The sequence below is a fragment of the Kitasatospora sp. NPDC056076 genome (assembly GCF_042266305.1).
GTDB lineage: Bacteria > Actinomycetota > Actinomycetes > Streptomycetales > Streptomycetaceae > Kitasatospora.
The window spans coordinates 107,890-124,292 of record NZ_JBHJWG010000009.1 but is presented as its reverse complement, the minus strand read 5'-3'; the positions used below and the strand labels follow the sequence as shown (position 1 = coordinate 124,292).

16 protein-coding genes are annotated in these 16,403 nt (G+C 75.0%); 6 read left to right on the top strand and 10 right to left on the bottom strand.

The window, feature by feature from the left end:
- Positions 1-27 precede the first annotated feature (27 nt).
- Entirely contained in the window at positions 28-510 is a 483-nt protein-coding gene (locus ACFC1T_RS10310) for a MarR family winged helix-turn-helix transcriptional regulator (protein WP_375886065.1), read from the top strand.
- Positions 511-579: 69 nt separating this feature from the next.
- Here ACFC1T_RS10310 and ACFC1T_RS10305 read toward each other — a convergent pair whose 3' ends face one another.
- Entirely contained in the window at positions 580-3,699 is a 3,120-nt protein-coding gene (locus ACFC1T_RS10305) for a phosphocholine-specific phospholipase C (RefSeq protein ID WP_375886062.1), read from the bottom strand.
- A gap of 299 nt (positions 3,700-3,998) precedes the next feature.
- Here ACFC1T_RS10305 and ACFC1T_RS10300 point away from each other — a divergent pair, with 299 nt between their 5' ends.
- A complete protein-coding gene (locus ACFC1T_RS10300; RefSeq protein WP_375886059.1) occupies positions 3,999-4,442 on the top strand; it encodes a hypothetical protein in 444 nt (147 codons plus the stop codon).
- 51 nt (positions 4,443-4,493) lie between these two features.
- On the opposite strand, the gene ACFC1T_RS10295 is transcribed toward ACFC1T_RS10300, so the two are convergent.
- Together ACFC1T_RS10295 and ACFC1T_RS10290 are read right to left on the bottom strand one after the other, a co-directional pair.
- The gene (locus tag ACFC1T_RS10295) at positions 4,494-5,240 is read right to left on the bottom strand and encodes a DUF2306 domain-containing protein (RefSeq protein WP_375886056.1); all 747 of its coding nucleotides are present in this window, start codon (positions 5,238-5,240) and stop codon (positions 4,494-4,496) included.
- A 65-nt stretch (positions 5,241-5,305) separates the two neighbouring features.
- On the bottom strand, positions 5,306-6,343 hold the full coding sequence (locus ACFC1T_RS10290) for a medium chain dehydrogenase/reductase family protein (protein ID WP_375886053.1): 1,038 nt from the start codon (positions 6,341-6,343) through the stop codon (positions 5,306-5,308).
- 112 nt (positions 6,344-6,455) lie between these two features.
- On the opposite strand from ACFC1T_RS10290, the gene ACFC1T_RS10285 reads away from it, so the two are divergent.
- Positions 6,456-7,097, top strand: a complete 642-nt coding sequence (locus tag ACFC1T_RS10285) for a TetR/AcrR family transcriptional regulator (protein ID WP_375886050.1) — start codon at positions 6,456-6,458, stop codon at positions 7,095-7,097.
- Positions 7,098-7,215: 118 nt separating this feature from the next.
- Here the strand turns inward: ACFC1T_RS10285 and ACFC1T_RS10280 are convergent, their stop codons facing one another.
- Positions 7,216-8,430, bottom strand: a complete 1,215-nt coding sequence (locus tag ACFC1T_RS10280) for an amidohydrolase (RefSeq protein ID WP_375886047.1) — start codon at positions 8,428-8,430, stop codon at positions 7,216-7,218.
- Positions 8,431-8,549: 119 nt separating this feature from the next.
- Between ACFC1T_RS10280 and ACFC1T_RS10275 the strand changes: the two genes are divergently transcribed.
- A complete protein-coding gene (locus ACFC1T_RS10275) occupies positions 8,550-9,074 on the top strand; it encodes an HPP family protein (RefSeq protein ID WP_375886045.1) in 525 nt (174 codons plus the stop codon).
- Between the two features lie 171 nt (positions 9,075-9,245).
- On the opposite strand, the gene ACFC1T_RS10270 is transcribed toward ACFC1T_RS10275, so the two are convergent.
- On the bottom strand, positions 9,246-10,013 hold the full coding sequence (locus ACFC1T_RS10270) for a maleylpyruvate isomerase family mycothiol-dependent enzyme (RefSeq protein ID WP_375886042.1): 768 nt from the start codon (positions 10,011-10,013) through the stop codon (positions 9,246-9,248).
- 1 nt (position 10,014) lies between these two features.
- Positions 10,015-10,554 carry an SRPBCC family protein gene (locus ACFC1T_RS10265; protein ID WP_375886039.1) on the bottom strand — a complete coding sequence of 180 codons (540 nt, stop codon included), beginning with the start codon at positions 10,552-10,554 and terminating at the stop codon, positions 10,015-10,017.
- Positions 10,555-10,817: 263 nt separating this feature from the next.
- On the opposite strand from ACFC1T_RS10265, the gene ACFC1T_RS10260 reads away from it, so the two are divergent.
- Entirely contained in the window at positions 10,818-11,804 is a 987-nt protein-coding gene (locus tag ACFC1T_RS10260; protein WP_375886037.1) for a LysR family transcriptional regulator, read from the top strand.
- Here ACFC1T_RS10260 and ACFC1T_RS10255 read toward each other — a convergent pair.
- Genes ACFC1T_RS10255 through ACFC1T_RS10245 form a run of 3 tightly spaced genes read right to left on the bottom strand, consistent with a single transcriptional unit; the run spans position 11,779 to position 13,784 of the window.
- Complete coding sequence (locus ACFC1T_RS10255) at positions 11,779-12,180, bottom strand: hypothetical protein (RefSeq protein WP_375886035.1); 402 nt, start codon at positions 12,178-12,180, stop codon at positions 11,779-11,781. The two genes, ACFC1T_RS10260 and ACFC1T_RS10255, sit on opposite strands and share 26 nt — an antisense overlap.
- A gap of 18 nt (positions 12,181-12,198) precedes the next feature.
- A complete protein-coding gene (locus ACFC1T_RS10250) occupies positions 12,199-12,969 on the bottom strand; it encodes a GNAT family N-acetyltransferase (RefSeq protein ID WP_375886032.1) in 771 nt (256 codons plus the stop codon).
- A 50-nt stretch (positions 12,970-13,019) separates the two neighbouring features.
- On the bottom strand, positions 13,020-13,784 hold the full coding sequence (locus ACFC1T_RS10245; RefSeq protein WP_375886029.1) for a crotonase/enoyl-CoA hydratase family protein: 765 nt from the start codon (positions 13,782-13,784) through the stop codon (positions 13,020-13,022).
- 145 nt (positions 13,785-13,929) lie between these two features.
- Here ACFC1T_RS10245 and ACFC1T_RS10240 point away from each other — a divergent pair, with 145 nt between their 5' ends.
- Positions 13,930-15,264: a PLP-dependent aminotransferase family protein gene (locus ACFC1T_RS10240; protein ID WP_375886026.1), complete on the top strand. Its 1,335-nt coding sequence runs from the start codon at positions 13,930-13,932 to the stop codon at positions 15,262-15,264.
- A 19-nt stretch (positions 15,265-15,283) separates the two neighbouring features.
- Here ACFC1T_RS10240 and ACFC1T_RS10235 read toward each other — a convergent pair whose 3' ends face one another.
- Entirely contained in the window at positions 15,284-16,309 is a 1,026-nt protein-coding gene (locus tag ACFC1T_RS10235; RefSeq protein ID WP_375886023.1) for a hypothetical protein, read from the bottom strand.
- Positions 16,310-16,403 lie beyond the last annotated feature (94 nt).

Below are 16,403 nucleotides of genomic sequence, written 5' to 3'. Positions count from 1 at the left end.
TGAGTAGCTTCCCGTACACTATATGCCGTGGAAGATACATTGAACGGCGCCCGCTCCGCAGCCGGCCTCGCCGGGTTCTTCGCCGACCTGGTGCGGTGCGAGACGCGGCTGTACAACGCCCTCAACGACCGGCTCCGCGAGCGGCACGGGATCGTCACCTCGCAGTACGAGTTCCTGGGCTACCTGCACCGCCACCCCGGGTGCCGGGTGGCCGACCTCGCCGCCGAGTTCGCCATCGGCGTCGGGGCGACCAGCAAGGGCGTCGACCGCCTGGAGAAGCAGGGGTGGGCCGCCCGGCGGCCGAACCCGGCGGACCGCCGGTCCTCGCTGCTGGTCCTGACCGACGAGGGCACCCGGCTCGTCGAGGCAGCGGAGCGGACCGTCACCGAGGGCCTGGCCGAGCTGCTCGCGGACACCCTCGACGCCGCCGCGCTGTCCGCCGCGGCCGGGGCGCTCGCCACCCTGCGCGCCGCCCTCGAACGCGACCAGGTCGGCATCCCCACGGGCTGAACCGCCCTGCCCACGGCCGGGAACGGCGACCGCGCCGGTCGCGACGACGACCGGCGCGGCGCGCCCGGGTCAGCCCGTGATCGGACGGGTGTCCAGCCGGATGTGGTCCACCGCCCAGTACCAGTTGTTGCCCGCGTCGTACATCCGGAACTTCAACGTCACCGAACGCGCGCCCGCCGGCACCGCGAACTGCCGGACGACCTGGACGTTCTGGGCGTCCTTGCCCGCGTTGTCGTTGCCGGTGGCGTCCGCGCTGTAGAAGACCAGCCGGGTCTCGGTCCCGTTGTCGAACACCGCGGTGACGGCGGCCTTCTGCGGGGCCTCCTGGCGGTAGTGCGAGTCGAAGGCCAGGTGGAGGGTGGCGGTGCCGGCCGGGACCGGGACGGCGGGCGAGACCAGGGTGGAGTCGAAGACGCCCTTGCGGGACGGCGAACCGGTGTCGTCCCAGTCGTCCGGGTCGGCGACGGCGACGACGCCCAGGGCACGGCCGAAGTTGCCGCGGTCCTGCCCGGCGGGCACGGTCCACTCGCGCTTGGTGTGGAAGGTCCAGCCCTGGAGCCGGACGGTGCCCTGCGGCATGCCGGGGGCGTTGACCACCGACCAGCCCTCGGGCGCCCGGGCGGTCCAGCCGAGCACGCCGCCCTCCGGCCGGAGCGCACCGGCCAGCGATTCGAAGTCCTCGTCCAGCAGGTGGCCGGTCATCACCGGGGCCGGGCGGGCGGCGAGTTCGCCGTCCGCGACGGCGAAGCGGCCGCCGGCCAGGGCACGGGCGGTGACCAGCAGGCGGTGGGTGGCGCCGGCGGGCAGCTGGGCGGGCGGGGTGACGTCCCAGACCGCGGTCGCGGTGGCACCGGCGGCGAGGGCGGCGGGCGGCGCGGTGACGGCGGTGGCCGTCCAGCCGGGCGGGAGCAGCGGCCGGGCCTCGAAGCGGGTGAGCGCCTCGGTGGCGGTGAAGGTCGCGGTGACCCTGGCCGGGCGGCCGGGCAGCAGGACCGGCTCGTCGATGGTGGTGGAGGCGGCGCCGAGGGCGACGTCGACGGTGAGCGGGTCGGCCAGGCCCAGGGCCGGGTCGGTGACGGTGCGGTCGTCCCACGGGAAGCGGCCGGCGATCCGGCGGCGGAAGCCCAGGTCGTCCAGGACGCCCACCGCGACGTCGTACCAACCCTCGGGCCCCACGGCGACGTTGACGGTCCGGTCGTCGCCGGCCGGGACCCGCACCTCGCGCAGTCCGTCACCGTAGGCGAGGTCGCCGACCAGGAAGGTCCGGGCGGTGCGCGAGCGGTTGATGACGTCGACCTCCAGCACCTTGCCGCCGCGCTCCTCGGAGAGCGACACCTCGTACGCCGAGTCGGTGTCGCCGCGCAGGTGCCACAGCGCGCCGTTGGGGCCGTGCACCCGCAGGTCGTAGCCCTGCGGCCCGACCTTCCAGACGTCCGACAGCCGGCTCTTCGCCGCCACCGTGTAGTACCGGGGCGCCTCGCCGGGGGCCGGGTAGAGCGCGAACACCGCGCCCTGGCGGCCCTGGTTGACGAAGTCCAGGGTCAGTTCGTCGCCCTTGAGCCGCGGCTTGACGAGCAGGTCGTACGGCGCGGGGCGGGCGGAGCGGGTGCCGCGCTGCTGCTGCGGGAAGGTCTGCGGGCTGGGCACGGTGGGGGCGGGCAGCTTGCCGGTGTCGACCACCTTCTGCCGGTTGCCGCTGGTGTCGGGCAGCTGCGGCCAGACGGGGTTGCGGCCGGAGAAGTCGAAGACCTGGGTCAGGTCGCCGCAGACCGAGCGCCGCCAGGGGCTGATGTTGGGCTCCTGGACGCCGAAGCGCTGCTCCAGGAAGCGCAGCACGGAGGTGTGGTCGTAGACGGTGGAGTCGACCACGCCGCCGCGGGTCCACGGCGAGACCACCACCATCGGCACCCGTACGCCCAGGCCCATCGGGTAGGGGCCGGAGAGCAGGGTCTCCCCGGCGGGCAGGGTGTCGGACCAGCCGAGCGTGCCGTCGGCGGCCTTCACCCGGTACCGGCCGTCCTGGCCGACCACCCGGTGGTAGGTCTTCCCGGCCTTGCCCACCCGGACCACGACCTCGCCGTCCACCGGCACGTTGGACCTGCCGCGCCCGGCGGCCAGCGGCGGGACGGGCGGCAGCTGGTGGTCGAAGAAGCCGCCGTGCTCGTCGTAGTTGAGGATGAAGACGGTCTTCTGGAACACCTCCGGCCTGGCGGCCAGCGCCGACAGCAGCCGGGCGGTGAGGTGCTCGCCGTTCGGCGGCGCGTAGTTGGCGTGCTCGGAGAGCGCGGCCGGGGCGACGATCCAGGACACCTGCGGCAGCCGGTCGGCCTGGACGTCGGCGGTGAAGGCCTCGACCAGGGCGTCGCCCATCGCGAACGGGTCGTCCTTCTTCGCCGGGTCGCCGACGGCCCGCATGCCGCGCTCGTACAGCGGCTCACCGGGCTTGGCCTTGACGAAGGGGGCGAACCAGGCGAGCGCGTTGTCGTCGAAGTTGTCGAGGGCCTGGTAGGTCTTCCAGCTGACGCCGGCCCGCTCCAGGCGCTCGGCGTAGGTGGTCCACTCGTAGCCGCCGGGGATCTCGGTGTTGTCGGTGACCGGGGTGTCCCGCACGGTGCCGCCGCTGGTCCCGGTCATCAGGTGTTCGCGGTTGGTGTTGGTGTTGCACTGCACGGACGCGTAGTAGGCGTCGCAGACCGTGAACACCGAGGCCAGCGCGTGGTAGAAGGGCATGTCCGCGGACTCGTAGTAGCCCTGGCCGAGCCAGCCGGAGGAGCGGCGGGTGACCGAGCCGTCGGCCCGGCCGTCGTTCCAGGCGTTCATCGAGTCGACGAAGCCGAAGGCGGGCGCGCCCTGCTGGTAGGCGTTGGTGTGGGCGGCGTTCATGGCGAAGGGCAGCAGGTGGCCCTCCTTGCGGCTCGGGTCCGGCTGGTGGAACACCGAGCGCCCGTCGACGCCGCGCACGGCGGTGCGGTCCCCGAAGCCCCGGACGCCCGCCAGGGTGCCGAAGTAGTGGTCGAACGCGCGGTTCTCCTGCATGAACACCACGACGTGCTCGATGTCGGCCAGCCGTCCGGGCCGGGCCGGCGCGGCGAGCGCCTGCTGGACGCTGAGCGGGAGGGCGGACAGCACCGCGGCCGCCGCCGCGCCGCCGAGGAGGCTGCGGCGCGACAGTTCGGGCTTCGGACTCATGGGGTGGGGCTCCTTGCTGACGGACTGGGGGGCTCCGGCACCGGCCCGGGAGCGGCCGTTCGTGTCGGACCCGTCAGGTCTACGAGACCGAGGTGGACGCAGCGGCGGAGTCCGGTGTCCGGCCGGTGGCCGTCAAGAAACCCGGAGCTGTACAGACAACTTGACGCCCAATGATCAACCACCGGACCGATGCGCCGACGGCCTCCACCGCGCCCGCGGCATCCTCTACGCTGACGCCAGGCCCGGGGCAGCAGGCCCCGGCCGCCGGACCGATGCGCACCGACACCGGGGGGAACCGCGTGATCCGTGTACAGCACCGCACCTACACCCTGATCCCGTGGCCGTGGCGGGTGATGTCCTGGGCCCAGGCGCCCGAGGGGCTGGAGTTCACCCTCTACGACATCGCCGACCCGACCCTGCCGCCCCTGCGCGGCGTCGCGGTGCCCGGCACCCCGGAGGAGGCCGCCCGCTGGAAGGTCGGCCACGACGCCTACCTGAGCCTGCTGCGCGAGGCCGAGGAGACCGTCCGGCACGCCCACGGCGTGCGCTGCCGGCCCGGGTTCATGGTCGACATGCGCTCGGTGCGCCTGCGCCGCTACGGCCTGATGCCCCACCGCAGGTCCCGCTCCCGGCGGCTGTTCGCCGAGTGCCTGGACCGGATGCGCACCTACGAGGAGGCCTACCGGCCGATCCTGACGGAGATCGAGGCCCGCATCGCGGCGGCCGCCGCCGACACCGCCTGACCGACGGCCGGCCGGTCAGGCCCGCACGGCCGCTCGGGCCGGTCAAGCCGGTCAGGCCCGCTGGGCCGTCGAGGCCGCCGTGCCCGCCGTGCCCGCCGTGCCCGCCGTGCCCGCGACGGTCACCGAGGCGGAAGCGTCGCGCCGCCGGCGGGTCGAGCGCTCCAGCGTCCGGTGCACGATGACGTACTCCGCGACGAGCACGTTGCCCAGGACTGCCGCCCAGCCCGCCGTGGTGTACACGTCCCGGAACGTCAGGGACGGGACGACCTTCGCCAGCGCCAGGCCGGCCAGGAGGTAGATCCGCAGGGTCACCGCGGCGAAGGTCAGGGCGTAGTTCCGGATCATCCAGATCCGGTGCAGCTGCACCTCGCCGCGCCGGATCGTCCGGTAGGCCTGGGCCGCGGTGTACAGCCACGCCGCCGTCAGCAGGAAGAAGGCGACCTGGAGCGGGAAGCCGCTCGGCGACACCGTGGTGGCGTAGAGGGCCGCGGCCGAGGCGGCCACCACGGAGACCAGGTACACTCGGCCGGCGATCCGGTGCAGCCGGGGGTAGCGGGTCCGCAGGCGCGGCACGAACTGCAACGGCCCGATGATCAGCGTCAGTCCGGCCGGCCCGGCGTGGACGACGAGGCTCGCGTAGTAGCCGACGATGCTCCGGTCGATGGGCGCGTACGAGGATCCGGTCAGGTACGGCGGGACGAAGACGGCCGCGATGCCGACCGCCGACACCGCCATCAGGCCCCACAGGGACCACCACCAGCGGCGGCGGACGGTCCGGGCGGCAGCTGGGTCGACCATGGGTGGAGCTCCAATCCTGGTGCGGTAGAAGGGGTTTCGGGCATCCGGCCGACGCCGGCCCCCGACTAGGGGACGATGACGACCTTGCCCGCGACGGTGCGCGACTCGGCCAGGGCGAGCGCGGCCGCGGCCTCGTCGAGCGGGAACTCGGCGGCGATCTGGGCGGTGAGCGTGCCGTCGGCGAGCAGGGCCAGCACCTGGGTGAGGTCCTCGCGCAGCCGGGCCCGGAAGGCCGCCGGGCGGCGCTTGCCCGCCCAGAAGTTGTAGAAGTGCGCGGACCGGCCGTTGGGCAGGTTGTTCCACAGCGCCAGCCGGGCGAACAGCTTCAGCACAGGGAGCTGGGAGTTGCCGGCCTCGTCCTTGGTGGCGGCGGTGCCGTAGGACACCAGGACCCCGCCGCGGCGCAGCAGCGACCAGGACTGCTCCAGTCCGGCGCCGCCGACGTGGTCGAACACCGCGTCGACGCCGTCCGGCGCGAGCTCCCGGATGCGCCGGTACAGCTCGGGGTCGCGGTAGTCGACCGGGGTCGCGCCCAGGGCGCGGACGGTGTCGTGGTGCCGCGCGGAGGCCGTGCCGATCACCGTGATCCCGGCGTGCCGGGCCAGTTGGACCAGGGTCGAGCCGACGCCGCCGTTGGCGCCGAGCACGACGATCGTGCCGCCCCGGCGCACCTTCGCGGTCCGGTGCAGCATCTGCCAGGCCGTCACGCCGTTGACCACGACGGTCTCCGCGTCGGCGGCCGTCACGCCGTCCGGCACCGGGACGACGTCGGCGGCGTCGAGCAGCAGGTGGCTGGCCCAGGCGCCGGTCTTGGTGACGGCGGCGACGCGGCGCCCGACCGTCGCGGGGTCGACGCCGGGGCCGGTCGCGACCACGGTGCCGACCACGTCGTAGCCGGGCACGAAGGGGAAGGGCGGCTGGTCGTAGTACTTGCCGCGGCGCATCTGCTGCTCGGCGAAGGAGACCCCGGTGGCGTCCATCCGGAGCAGGACGTGCCCCGCGCTCGGCGGCGGGAGGTCGCGGGTGCGCAGCCGCAGGCCGCTCGGCTCGACCTCGCCCGGCAGGACGACCTCGGTGGCGTGGGTGACGACGGCGTTGTTCACGGTGTGCTCCGTTCGGCTCTGCGGTGCGGTGGCTACAGCCGTAAAGTTACACACGTAAGCTCACGACTGACAAGAGCTGCCGTTCGTAAGTTTTCACCTGTAAGCTCACGCCATGGGAAACGAACCGAGCACAGCCCCCGTCCGCGCCCGCAACCGTCGCGGGGAAGGCGCCCGCCTGCGCGAGGACATCGTGGCCGCCGCGGTCGAACTGCTCGACGAGGCCGGCACCGAGACCGCCGTCACCCTGCGCTCGGTCGCCCGCCGGGTCGGCATCGCCGCCCCCTCGATCTACCGCCACTTCCCCGACCAGCCGGCCATCATGCTGGCCGTGGTGCGACAGGCCTTCGAACAGATGGAGGCCCGGCTGCGCACCGCCGTCGACGCGGCCGACGACGACCCCCGACAGCGGCTCACCGCCCTCTGCCACGCCTACCTGGCGTACTCCCGGGAGCACCCCGAGCGGTACCGCACCATGTTCGGCGGCGTCTGGGTGCCCGCGCTCCAGGACACCACCGTGACGCCGGAGGAGATGGGCACCCTCGGCCAGGAGCTGCTGCAGCTGTTCGTCGAGGCCCTGGAGGCGTGCGTGGCCACGGGCGCGTCCAGCAGCGACGACGCGTTCGCGGACACCGTGGCCCTCTGGCTGGGCCTGCACGGGCTGGCCCACCAGCGGGCGGTCACGGTCGCCTTTCCGTGGCCGGAGGGGATCGCCGACCGGCTGATCGTCACGCTGGCGCACCTCAAGGCCGAGTAGTCGGACGGCCGGACAGACGGACGGACAGCCGGGCGCCCGGAAAGCCGGACGCCCGGCACCGCACGAACCGGTGCCGGGCGCGGGCAGGCGGGGGGCCACGCAGGGGCGGGGCCGAAGGTCAGCCGGTGAACCGCCCCTCGCGGGCCACCACGCGCCCCGCCCGGACGACGAGTTCGCGCGGCGGGAGGTCGACCACGACCTGCGGCAGGCACTCGCCGGTCAGCAGCATGAAGTCGGCCGGCGAGCCGGGCGCCAGGGTCACCGGCGGCAGGTCGAGCAGTTCGGCGCCGCCGTCGGCGGCCAGGGCGAAGCAGTCGGCGAGCTGCCCGTCGGTGCGGGCGTCGGTGGTCCAGCCGAGCAGGTGGGCGCGGTGCAGCAGGTCCGCGTTGCCGTACGGGCTCCAGGAGTCGCGCACGCCGTCCGACCCGAGGCCGACCCGCACGCCGTGCTCCCGCAGGACGCGGAACGGCAGCACCTGGTGGGCCGAGGGCGCGACGGTGGTCAGCCCGACCCCCGACCCTGCCAGCAGCTCGGCGAGTCCGGCCAGCGGCGGGCCGGTCAGCTCGGGCACGCAGAAGGCGTGGCTCACCACCACGCGCCCGGCGAGACCGGCCGCCGCGGTCCGCGCGGCGATCTCGCGCAGCGGGCCGAGGCCACGCTCGCCCCGGTCGTGGAGGTGGATGTCGAGCCGCAGGCCGTACTGTTCGGCCAGGCCGAAGAGCAGGTCCAGCTGGGCCGGGCCGGTGCCGTCCGGGCCGCCGTCGAACCCGGCCGGGTCGATTCCGCCGATCGCGTCGATCAGCCCGCTCGCGGCCGCCTCGGCCAGCAGCTCGCCCGCCCCGGGCGTGCGCCGCACCCCGTGCTGGGGGAAGGCGACCAGCTGGAGGTCCAGCGCGCCCGCCAGCCGCTCCCGCACCTCGGCGAGCCCGGTGACCCCGGCCAGGCCGAAGGCGGGGGCGACGTCCACGTGGGCACGGACGGCCCGGGTGCCACGGGTCACCGCGTGGGCCAGCAGCCGGTGGGCCCGCTCGGCGAGCGGGGTGCGCTGCCGCTGGTGGAGGTCGACGTCGCCCTGGACGTACTCGGGCAGCGAGCCGGCCGGGCGGCGGCTGTACCAGGGCTCGCCCCAGGCGGTCTTGTCGGGGTGGATGTGGGCGTCGACCAGGGTGGGCAGCGCGATCCGGCCGGCGCCCTCGACGATCTGCGGCGCCGCGCCGTCCGGGACGCGCTCGGCGAGGACGCCGTCCACGGCGACCAGGTCGACGGCCTCGGCGGCGCCGAAGGGGCGGACGTCCCGGAAGACGGTGACGGCCGGTGGGGTGGGTGCGATCACGCGGTGCTCCTCGGATCCCGTCTCGACAATGTGCCCAGCAGGCAAAACGTCCTACCTCTCCTTCAACAGTCTGTTTATCATCGGCGGGTCCCCCGTCTTCCATCCGGAGCCACCCGCACATGCCCGCCCCGCTGTCCCCACCGCCCGCCCCCGGCATACCGCCCGCCACCGGCGCCCGCCCGCGGCCGCACCCGCTGCACGTGCTGCGGGACTCCGTCTACGCCGTCGGCGCCCTGCTCGTGCTGGTCGGGATCGGCGTGCTGCTCCACCAGCCGCTGCTGATCCCGCCCCTGGCGGCCAGCGCCGCACTGGTGCACGGCGCACCCGGGCTGCCGATCTCCCAGCCGCGCAACCTGATCGGCGGCCAGCTGCTGGCCGCCACGCTCGGCTACGCCACCCTGGCCGTCACCGGCAGCACCGCCTGGGGCGCGGCGATCGCCGCCGGACTGGCGCTCGGCGCGATGCTGCTCACCCACCTCTCGCACTCCCCCGCCGCGGCCACCGCCGTCATCGTGGTCCTGCAAGCCCCGCACCCCGTGCCCTTCCTGCCGCTGCTCGTCCTGGCCACCACCCTGCTGGTCGCCGTCGGCCTGCTGCCGGGCCGGATCGGCGGACACCCGGTCCGCTACCCACTCTCCTGGTGAACGGCGTACGGCGGGATCAACCGATCGGTCGACCCCGCCGTACGCCGTTCCGCTCCTCCGGGCCCGTCCCGAACAGCCCCTGGCCGGTCACCGGCATCACCCGTGCTGATGCCGGGCACCCGCCCTCCGACGCCACCGCCCGCGCCTCCGCCTCCGCCTCCTGAGCGGACCTCACCCCCAGCCGGGCACCGGCGGCAACGGCCAGGCCGGCAGCACCGCGGGCGCCGGCAGCCCGCCGTCCACCCGCAGGGCCGCCAGCGGGCCGCGCCCGGCGAGCCAGGCGAGCAGCGCGTGCCCGGGGCCGCTCACCACCGGGCCCGTCCCGCCGATCGCCCAGCCGAGGCCGAGGTCCTCGGCCTCCACCCGGGCCAGCGGCACCGCCCGTACGGCCAGGGCCGCGGCCGTCTCGGCCAGGGCCGCCCGGACGAACGCCGCGGGCCAGTCGGCCGGCCCGCGGCCGAGGCCCAGGTCGACCGCGTGCACCTCCAGCTCCCGCCAGGCCCGCCACAGCAGGTACCAGGCCGGGTGCCGCCAGCCCGCCAACGCCGGGACCAGGACGTCCCGGCGCCCGGCGGGCAGCTCGGCCGCGTCCCGCAGCAGCCCGTCCAGGCTGTCCCGCAGGTCGGCGACCAGCGCTCCGGCGGCGCGCCCCGCGCCCGCGCGCAGTTGCCGGTCCAGCTCGGCGGCGTCGGCGCGCGGCCCGGGGGCGCGGCCGGTACGGGCGAGGGCGAGCATCCAGCGGTAGGCGTCGGCGCTGCGGGCGAGGTGGGTGAGCAGATGGCCCCGGCTCCAGCCGGGGAGCAGCGAGGGCTCACGGGCCTGCCGGTCGGTCAGCGGCGCCAGGTCCGCGCACAGGCGTGCCGCCGAGGCCCGGACCTCCGCGAGCAGCCCGTCGGGGTCCAGCGCACGCTCAAGCTCCGAACGTTCCAGCTCCGACACCTCAACCCACGCTCTCGGCCGCCGACTTGATGCCCTCCAGCGTCGCCGTCATCCCGGTCCGCAGCTCCCCCAGGCGGAAGGCGACGATCTTCTCCTCGGCCTCCGGCCGGGCGTCGATGGCCCGGGTGACTCCGCTGCGGCCCGGGCCGAGCAGCACCGAGTGCCGCACCCGGGTACCGCCGTCCTCGGGGCGAAGCTCGAAGCGCCACCGGGCCAGCGCACCGGTCGCGTCCGTCACCGGGGTGCCGAAGCGGCCGTCCACGTCCAGGACGGCCCAGGCGAAGGCGCGGTGCTCGACCAGCTCCACCACCTCGGAGACCGTCCGCCAATCGGGCATGCCCGCCCGGCGGTTGTACCCCTCGAAGCGGGCGCCCGGCGCGGGGCCGTCCGCGCCGGCCGCGCCGTCCAGCCAGGCGGTCCGCTGGAGCTCCGGGCTGTGCCGGGCGGGCAGCGCGATGTCGGTGACCAGTGCCCAGACCCGCTCCACCTCCGCCCGGACGAACACCTCGCAGTCCGTACCGGGACCATCGGCGTACCGCATGTTCCGTTCCCCCTCCACTGCCCGACGTGCCCATGGGCCCGCGGGTACCTACGGGTCGGCACCCGCCCCGCCCCCGCCTCTACGCGTCCGGAGCGCCGCGAAGGCAGCGGGCGGGTTGCCGCCCTCCTGCGGGCCCTGCCGTCGATGATCGAGGCTGCCGGACTTCCAAGTCAATCCGCTGATTTCCTGGGGAACTTCCAAGGTCAGGCTTGGGTCGGGCCCCTTCTCGTGCCGTCCCGGACCCGGCAGTACCCTGGGCGTTCGTGACCCTCGACGACCTCCGCGTCTTCGCCGCCGTCTGCCGGGCCGGCTCGCTCAGCGCCGTCGCCCGCGACCTGGCGTGCAGCCAGTCCGCCGTCAGCCAGCACGTGAAGCGGCTGGAGCGCGAGCTGGGCCTCACCCTGATCGATCGGCACCCGCGCGGCGTGGTGCCCACCCAGGCCGGACGCCACCTGCAGACCGCCGTGGCCAACGGACTGGGCGGCATCGACCACGCGCTGCGCACCATCGCCGAACTCGCCCGCGGCGAGGGCGGATCGGTGCGGATCACCACCGGCGCCACCAGCATCCGGCACTTCATGTCCGCCGCCGTGGTCGACTTCCGCGAACGGTTCCCGCAGGTCAGCCTGGAGTTCCAGACCGGCGTCTCCAGCCGCAGCTGTCTGGACGCGCTCACCGCCGGCCAGGTCGACCTGGCCTGGATCACCCTGGGCACGCCCGTCCGCGGCATCGAGCAGCGTCCCGTCGCCGACCTGCCGTGGGTGCTCGCCGTGGCGGCCGCCGACCCGCTCGCCGCCCGGGAACGCATCGAACCCGCCGACCTCCAGGACGCCCGGCTCATCGGACTGCCGCAGAACTCGGTCTCCCGCTCCCAACTGGACGACTGGCTCGGCAAGTCGGGCATCCGCCCGGTCTTCGACACCAGCGTCACCGACTGGGACACGGCCATCCTGCTCGCCGAACTCGGCCTCGGCCACGCCGTCGTCCCCGCGCTCCCCGAGTGGCAGGGCCCCGGCCACCCCGGGCTCCGGCTGGTCCCGCTGCCCGACCTCCCGGGCCTCACCGTCGGCTGGGCCGCGCGCGAGTGGCTCACCCTGGGACCGCTCGCCCGGGCCTTCGCGGACACCGTCGCCGACCACTGCGGGCGGGCGGCGGCCGAGCCGGTCAGCCCCGCGGCCCCCTGTCGTACGCCGCCCGCGCCCCGGCCGACTACTCCCCGGCCGACTACTCCCCGCCCGAGTACTCCCTGACCGACCGCAGCCCGCCGCCGCCCAGGAGACGGGCCACCGGCAGGCCCTCGTCGCGGGACGTCACCGCCGACAGCCGCGCGAACTCCTCGGGCAGGACGTCCAGCAGGCCCAGCACCTGCTCGCCGGTCCGCAGTTCCAGCACCAGCTCGCAGCGCAACCGGGCCGGCAGTTCGGGACGGTGGGACAGCCCGTGCCACAGCGCCGCCCGCAGGTAGTGCCGCCCGTCGGGCGCCGCGTGCGCCCTCAGCCACGCCGGGTCGAGCCGCTGGGAGAGGCCGAGATCCACGGCGCGCTCCTCCAGTCGCAGCAGCGCCGGGGTGTCGACGGCCATCAGGTCACGGGGCAGGGCCCGTTCCGTGTTCAGGTCACCGTCCAATCGCCTGTCCCCCGGTCGTCAGCTCGTCTGGAAGGACAGGTTGCGGCCGATCTCGACGAAGCCCCGGCGCGCGTACCACGTGCGCGGCCAGTCGACCGCGTCCGCGAGCAGGAACAGCCGCGGGATCCCGGCCGCCGCCGCCAGGGCCAGGCCGCTGGCCAGCAGGGTGTCCCCGTGACCGGCCCCGCGGTGCGGGATCGCGGTGACCAGGTCCTCCAACTGCGCCAGCCCGGCGGCCGGTTCGAGGTAGAGGTCGACCCAGGCGGCCACCTCGCCGTCCGCCGCCCGGGCCGCCAGGAAGTGCACCTGCTCGGCGCCGCGCCGCCTGGCCGGTCGGCGGTCGGTGAGCTGGCGGAGCAGCTCCGCCTCCTCGTACCACTCCCGCTGCTGCCGCAGGACGGGCTCCCGCAGTTCGGCGAACTCCGTCGGCAGGGCGGCCGGTTCGGGCAGTGCGCAGCCCGCCGTGCCCCTGGCCATGACCACCACGGCGCTGCGCGCGTACCCGGCCCCGGCCAGTACCGGCGCGGCCCGCTCGCCCCACGCCTCGTCGAGCACGGTGATCGCGTACTGCCGGCGCTGCCCGAGCCAGCGCGCCGCCAGCCCCGGCAGGGCCGCCGGGTCGGTGCCCGGCCCGGTGACGATCAGCTGGTTGTGCTCGTGGGAGCGCACGAACTCGGGGTTCCGTACGGCGAAAACCCCTGGGAACTCCGGCAGTTCGATGACCTCGGCCGCCTGGCGGCGGGCGAAGGCGACGTGGAAGGCGGCTACCCGCTCGAACAGATCGGACATCCCGCCATGATCGCCCGGCCCGCCACCGTCGGCCAAGCGAATATCCGGCCTCAGGTCCGGTCGAGGAACCGCCGGATCCCGTCCCGCACACCGTCCGTCGGCACGGTGGCGGCGAAGGCCGCCGCCTCCACCGCGAGGCCCTCGTCGATCGGCAGGTTGATCCCGCGGGTGACCGCCCGCAGGCAGGCGGCCACCGCGGTCGGCGCGTACCGGATGATGCGGTCCGCCAGGTCCCGTGCCTCGTCGAGCAGTTCACCGGCCGGGACGACCGCGTTGACCAGGCCCAGCTCGGCCGCCCGGGCGGCCGGGACCGGGTCCCCGGTGAGGATCAGCTCCAGGCCGCGCTTGCGGCCCACGTGGCGCGGCAGCCGCTGCGAGCCGCCGAAGGGTGGCGGGAAGCCGAGCGCGATCTCCGGCTTGGCGAAGCTGGCGTGCTCCGCCGCGATCGCCAGCGGCGCCGCCTCGGTGAGCTCGCAACCCCCGCCGTACGCCAGCCCGTTGACCGCGACGATGACCGGCTTGGGGAACTCCTCGATCCGCCGGGTCAGGGTGTGGCCGCGGCGGACGAACTCGCGCAGCGCCCGCTCCGGCCCGCCCGCGATGCTGGCCGCCAGCGACGGGATGTCCGCGCCCGCGCTGAACGCCCGCTGCCCGGCCCCGGTCAGGATGACGGCGCGGACGCTGTCGTCGGCGTCGATCCGGTCGAGTGCGGCGAGCAGCGCGTCGATCGTCGGGTAGTCGAGGGCGTTGAGCTTCTTCTCCCGGTCGATGGTGAGGGTGACGACGTGCTGGTCCCGCTCGCTGTGGACGGTCATGGCCGCTGGTTCCCTTTCGCCGTGGTCGCTTCGGTCACTGCCCGAGCGAGGCTAGGAAAGGTGGTCCAGGACAATCCAGTTATTGTCCTGGATACACTTCCTCCTCCCCCGCCCACGCCTTCGGACCACGGAACGGCAGGCCCCCGTGCGACCTCCCTCCTACAAGGCCGTCGTCGACGAGTACGCCGCCGCGATCCGCTCCGGCGCCCTGCCCGCCGGCACCCGGCTGCCGACCCACCGCGCCCTCGCCCGCGAACGCGGCCTCGCGCTCGCCACCGCCACCCGCGTCTACGCCGAACTCGGCGCCGCCGGGCTGGTCGTGGGCGAGCAGGGCCGCGGCACCTTCGTCCGGGTCCGCTCCGGCTACGACGGCCTCGAACCCTCCCGCGTGCTCCCGGTGCCCCGCACCGCCGACCTCTCCTTCAACCAGCCCCTCGCCCCCGATCAGGGCGACCAGCTGCGCCGGGCGCTGCGCGCCCTCGCCTCCTCCGGCGACGCCGAGGCCCTGCTGCGCCAGCACCCGCCCGGCGGCCACCGGCACGACCGGGCGACCGTCGCCCGCTACCTGCTGGACCGCGGCGTCGACACCGCCCCCGACAACGTCCTGCTCACCAGCGGCGCCCAGCAGGCCCTCGACTGCGTCCTGCGCACCCTCACCCGCCCCGGCGACGTCCTCGCCGTCGACGCGCTCAGCTACCCGGGCGTCAAACTCCTCGCCGCCGCGCACGGACTGGACCTCGCCCCCGTGCCCGTCACCCCCACCGGGCCCGACCTCGACACCCTCGACCGGCTCTGCCGCAGCCGCCCGGTCCGCGCGGTCTACACCGTCCCGACCGTCCACAACCCGCTCGGCTGGGTGCTCGACCGCGGCCAGCGGCAACGCCTCACGGCCCTCGCCGCCGCCCACGACTGCACCCTGATCGAGGACGGCACCTACGCCTTCCTGGAGGCCTCACCGCCCCCGCCGCTGCACGCCCTCGCCCCCGACCGCACCTGCTACGTCGCCGGCCTGTCCAAGAACGTCGCCCCCGGCCTGCGGTTCGGCTTCGCCGTCCTCCCCGACCGCCACCTGCGCGCCGCCACCACCCAGCTGCGCGCCGCCGCCTGGGGCGCCCCCGGCCTGATCACCGCCCTCGCCACCGGCTGGCTCGCCGACGGCACCGTCACCCGCCTCGAAGCCCGACGCCGCGCCGACGCCGCCGACCGCCAACGGCTCGCCCGCACCGCCCTGGCCGGCCTCGCCGTCACCGCCCACCCCGCCTCCTACATCCAGTGGCTCACCCTGGAACCCCACCAGCGCCCCGACCGGGTCGCCGCCCTGCTCGCCGCCGAGGGCATCCTCGTCTCCACCGCCGACGCCTTCGCCACCGGCCCCCACCACCCCAACGCCATCCGCCTCGCCCTCGCCAACCCCCCGCTGCCCGAACTCCCCGCCGTACTCGGGCGCCTGCGCGCCACCATCGAGTCCATCGCCCCGTAGTGGCGGCGGCCCGCCGCCACTACGGCTCCGGCGGCGCCTCGTGCAGATAGCCCGGGTCGAACCGGTGCACCGACGGCAGCAGCCGCGCGTCCGGGCCCGCCGCCTCACGCCCGTCCTGGCGACGCCCGTCCTGCCGGGCCAGTTGGGCCTTGGCCGTGCGCAGGACGTCGGACGGATCGGGATCGTCGTCACGCCTGTCCAGGTGCCAGTACCGGTCCTGGGTCAGCTTCCCGGCCTTCCGCACGCACGAACGCAACCTGGCCCGGGCCACGACGGGGTTCCCGACCCGGAGGAAGTGCTGGGCCAGCCACAGCTGACGCAGGTCGGGGCGGTCCACCCGCAACCGCACCATCGCCGCCACGTCCGGCTCCGCACCGGCGAGGACGGCCCGGCAGTCCAGGTAGAACAACTGCTCGTGGTCGAGGGCGGGATGCAGCTCACGGGCCGTCCTGAGGGCGTCGCGCACCTGCACCCGGTCGCCGACCTCCGCCACCCGCAGCAGAGCGAGGTACACCACCCGCTTCCGCACGTGCGGACAACCGAGGTCGTGCGACCGGGCGAAGTGCCGGTCGGCCAGCTCCAGGTCACCGTCCTCGACCGCCCGGTACCCGAGATCGCACCACCAGTCCGCCTCCGAACCCAGCGGGCCCACCGCCATCAGCAGCTCCATCGGCGGGTGCTCCGGGTGGTACTCCATCAGCATGTCGCGCACCTCCGGGGCACTGCGGTGCTCCCGAAGCGCCGGTTCCCCCCGGTACAGGTCGGTCAGCCGGGCGGCCAGCGACCGGCCGGTCGTGGCCAGGGCCTCCCGCAACCGTTCGTAGGCACCTCGCTGCAAACGGCCCTGCCGACCGGAACGGACCCACCGGGCCAGCGCCTCGTCGACGAACTCGCCGGTCGCCACGTCCAACCCGTCCACCACCGCGTCGGCGAGCGCCGTCAGCGCCAGGTCCGCATCCTCCTCCACCGCCCGCAGCCACTGCCGACGTACGAGCGGCAGCCGCCGAGCCCGCCGCCACCCCGACAGGGTGAGGAGCTGGAACACCCCCTCCAGCCTCAGGTCCGCCGCCCGCACGTACCTGTGGTCCGCCTCCCGGAACAACCTCCTGACCCGCCACACCCTGACCCGCGCCACACCC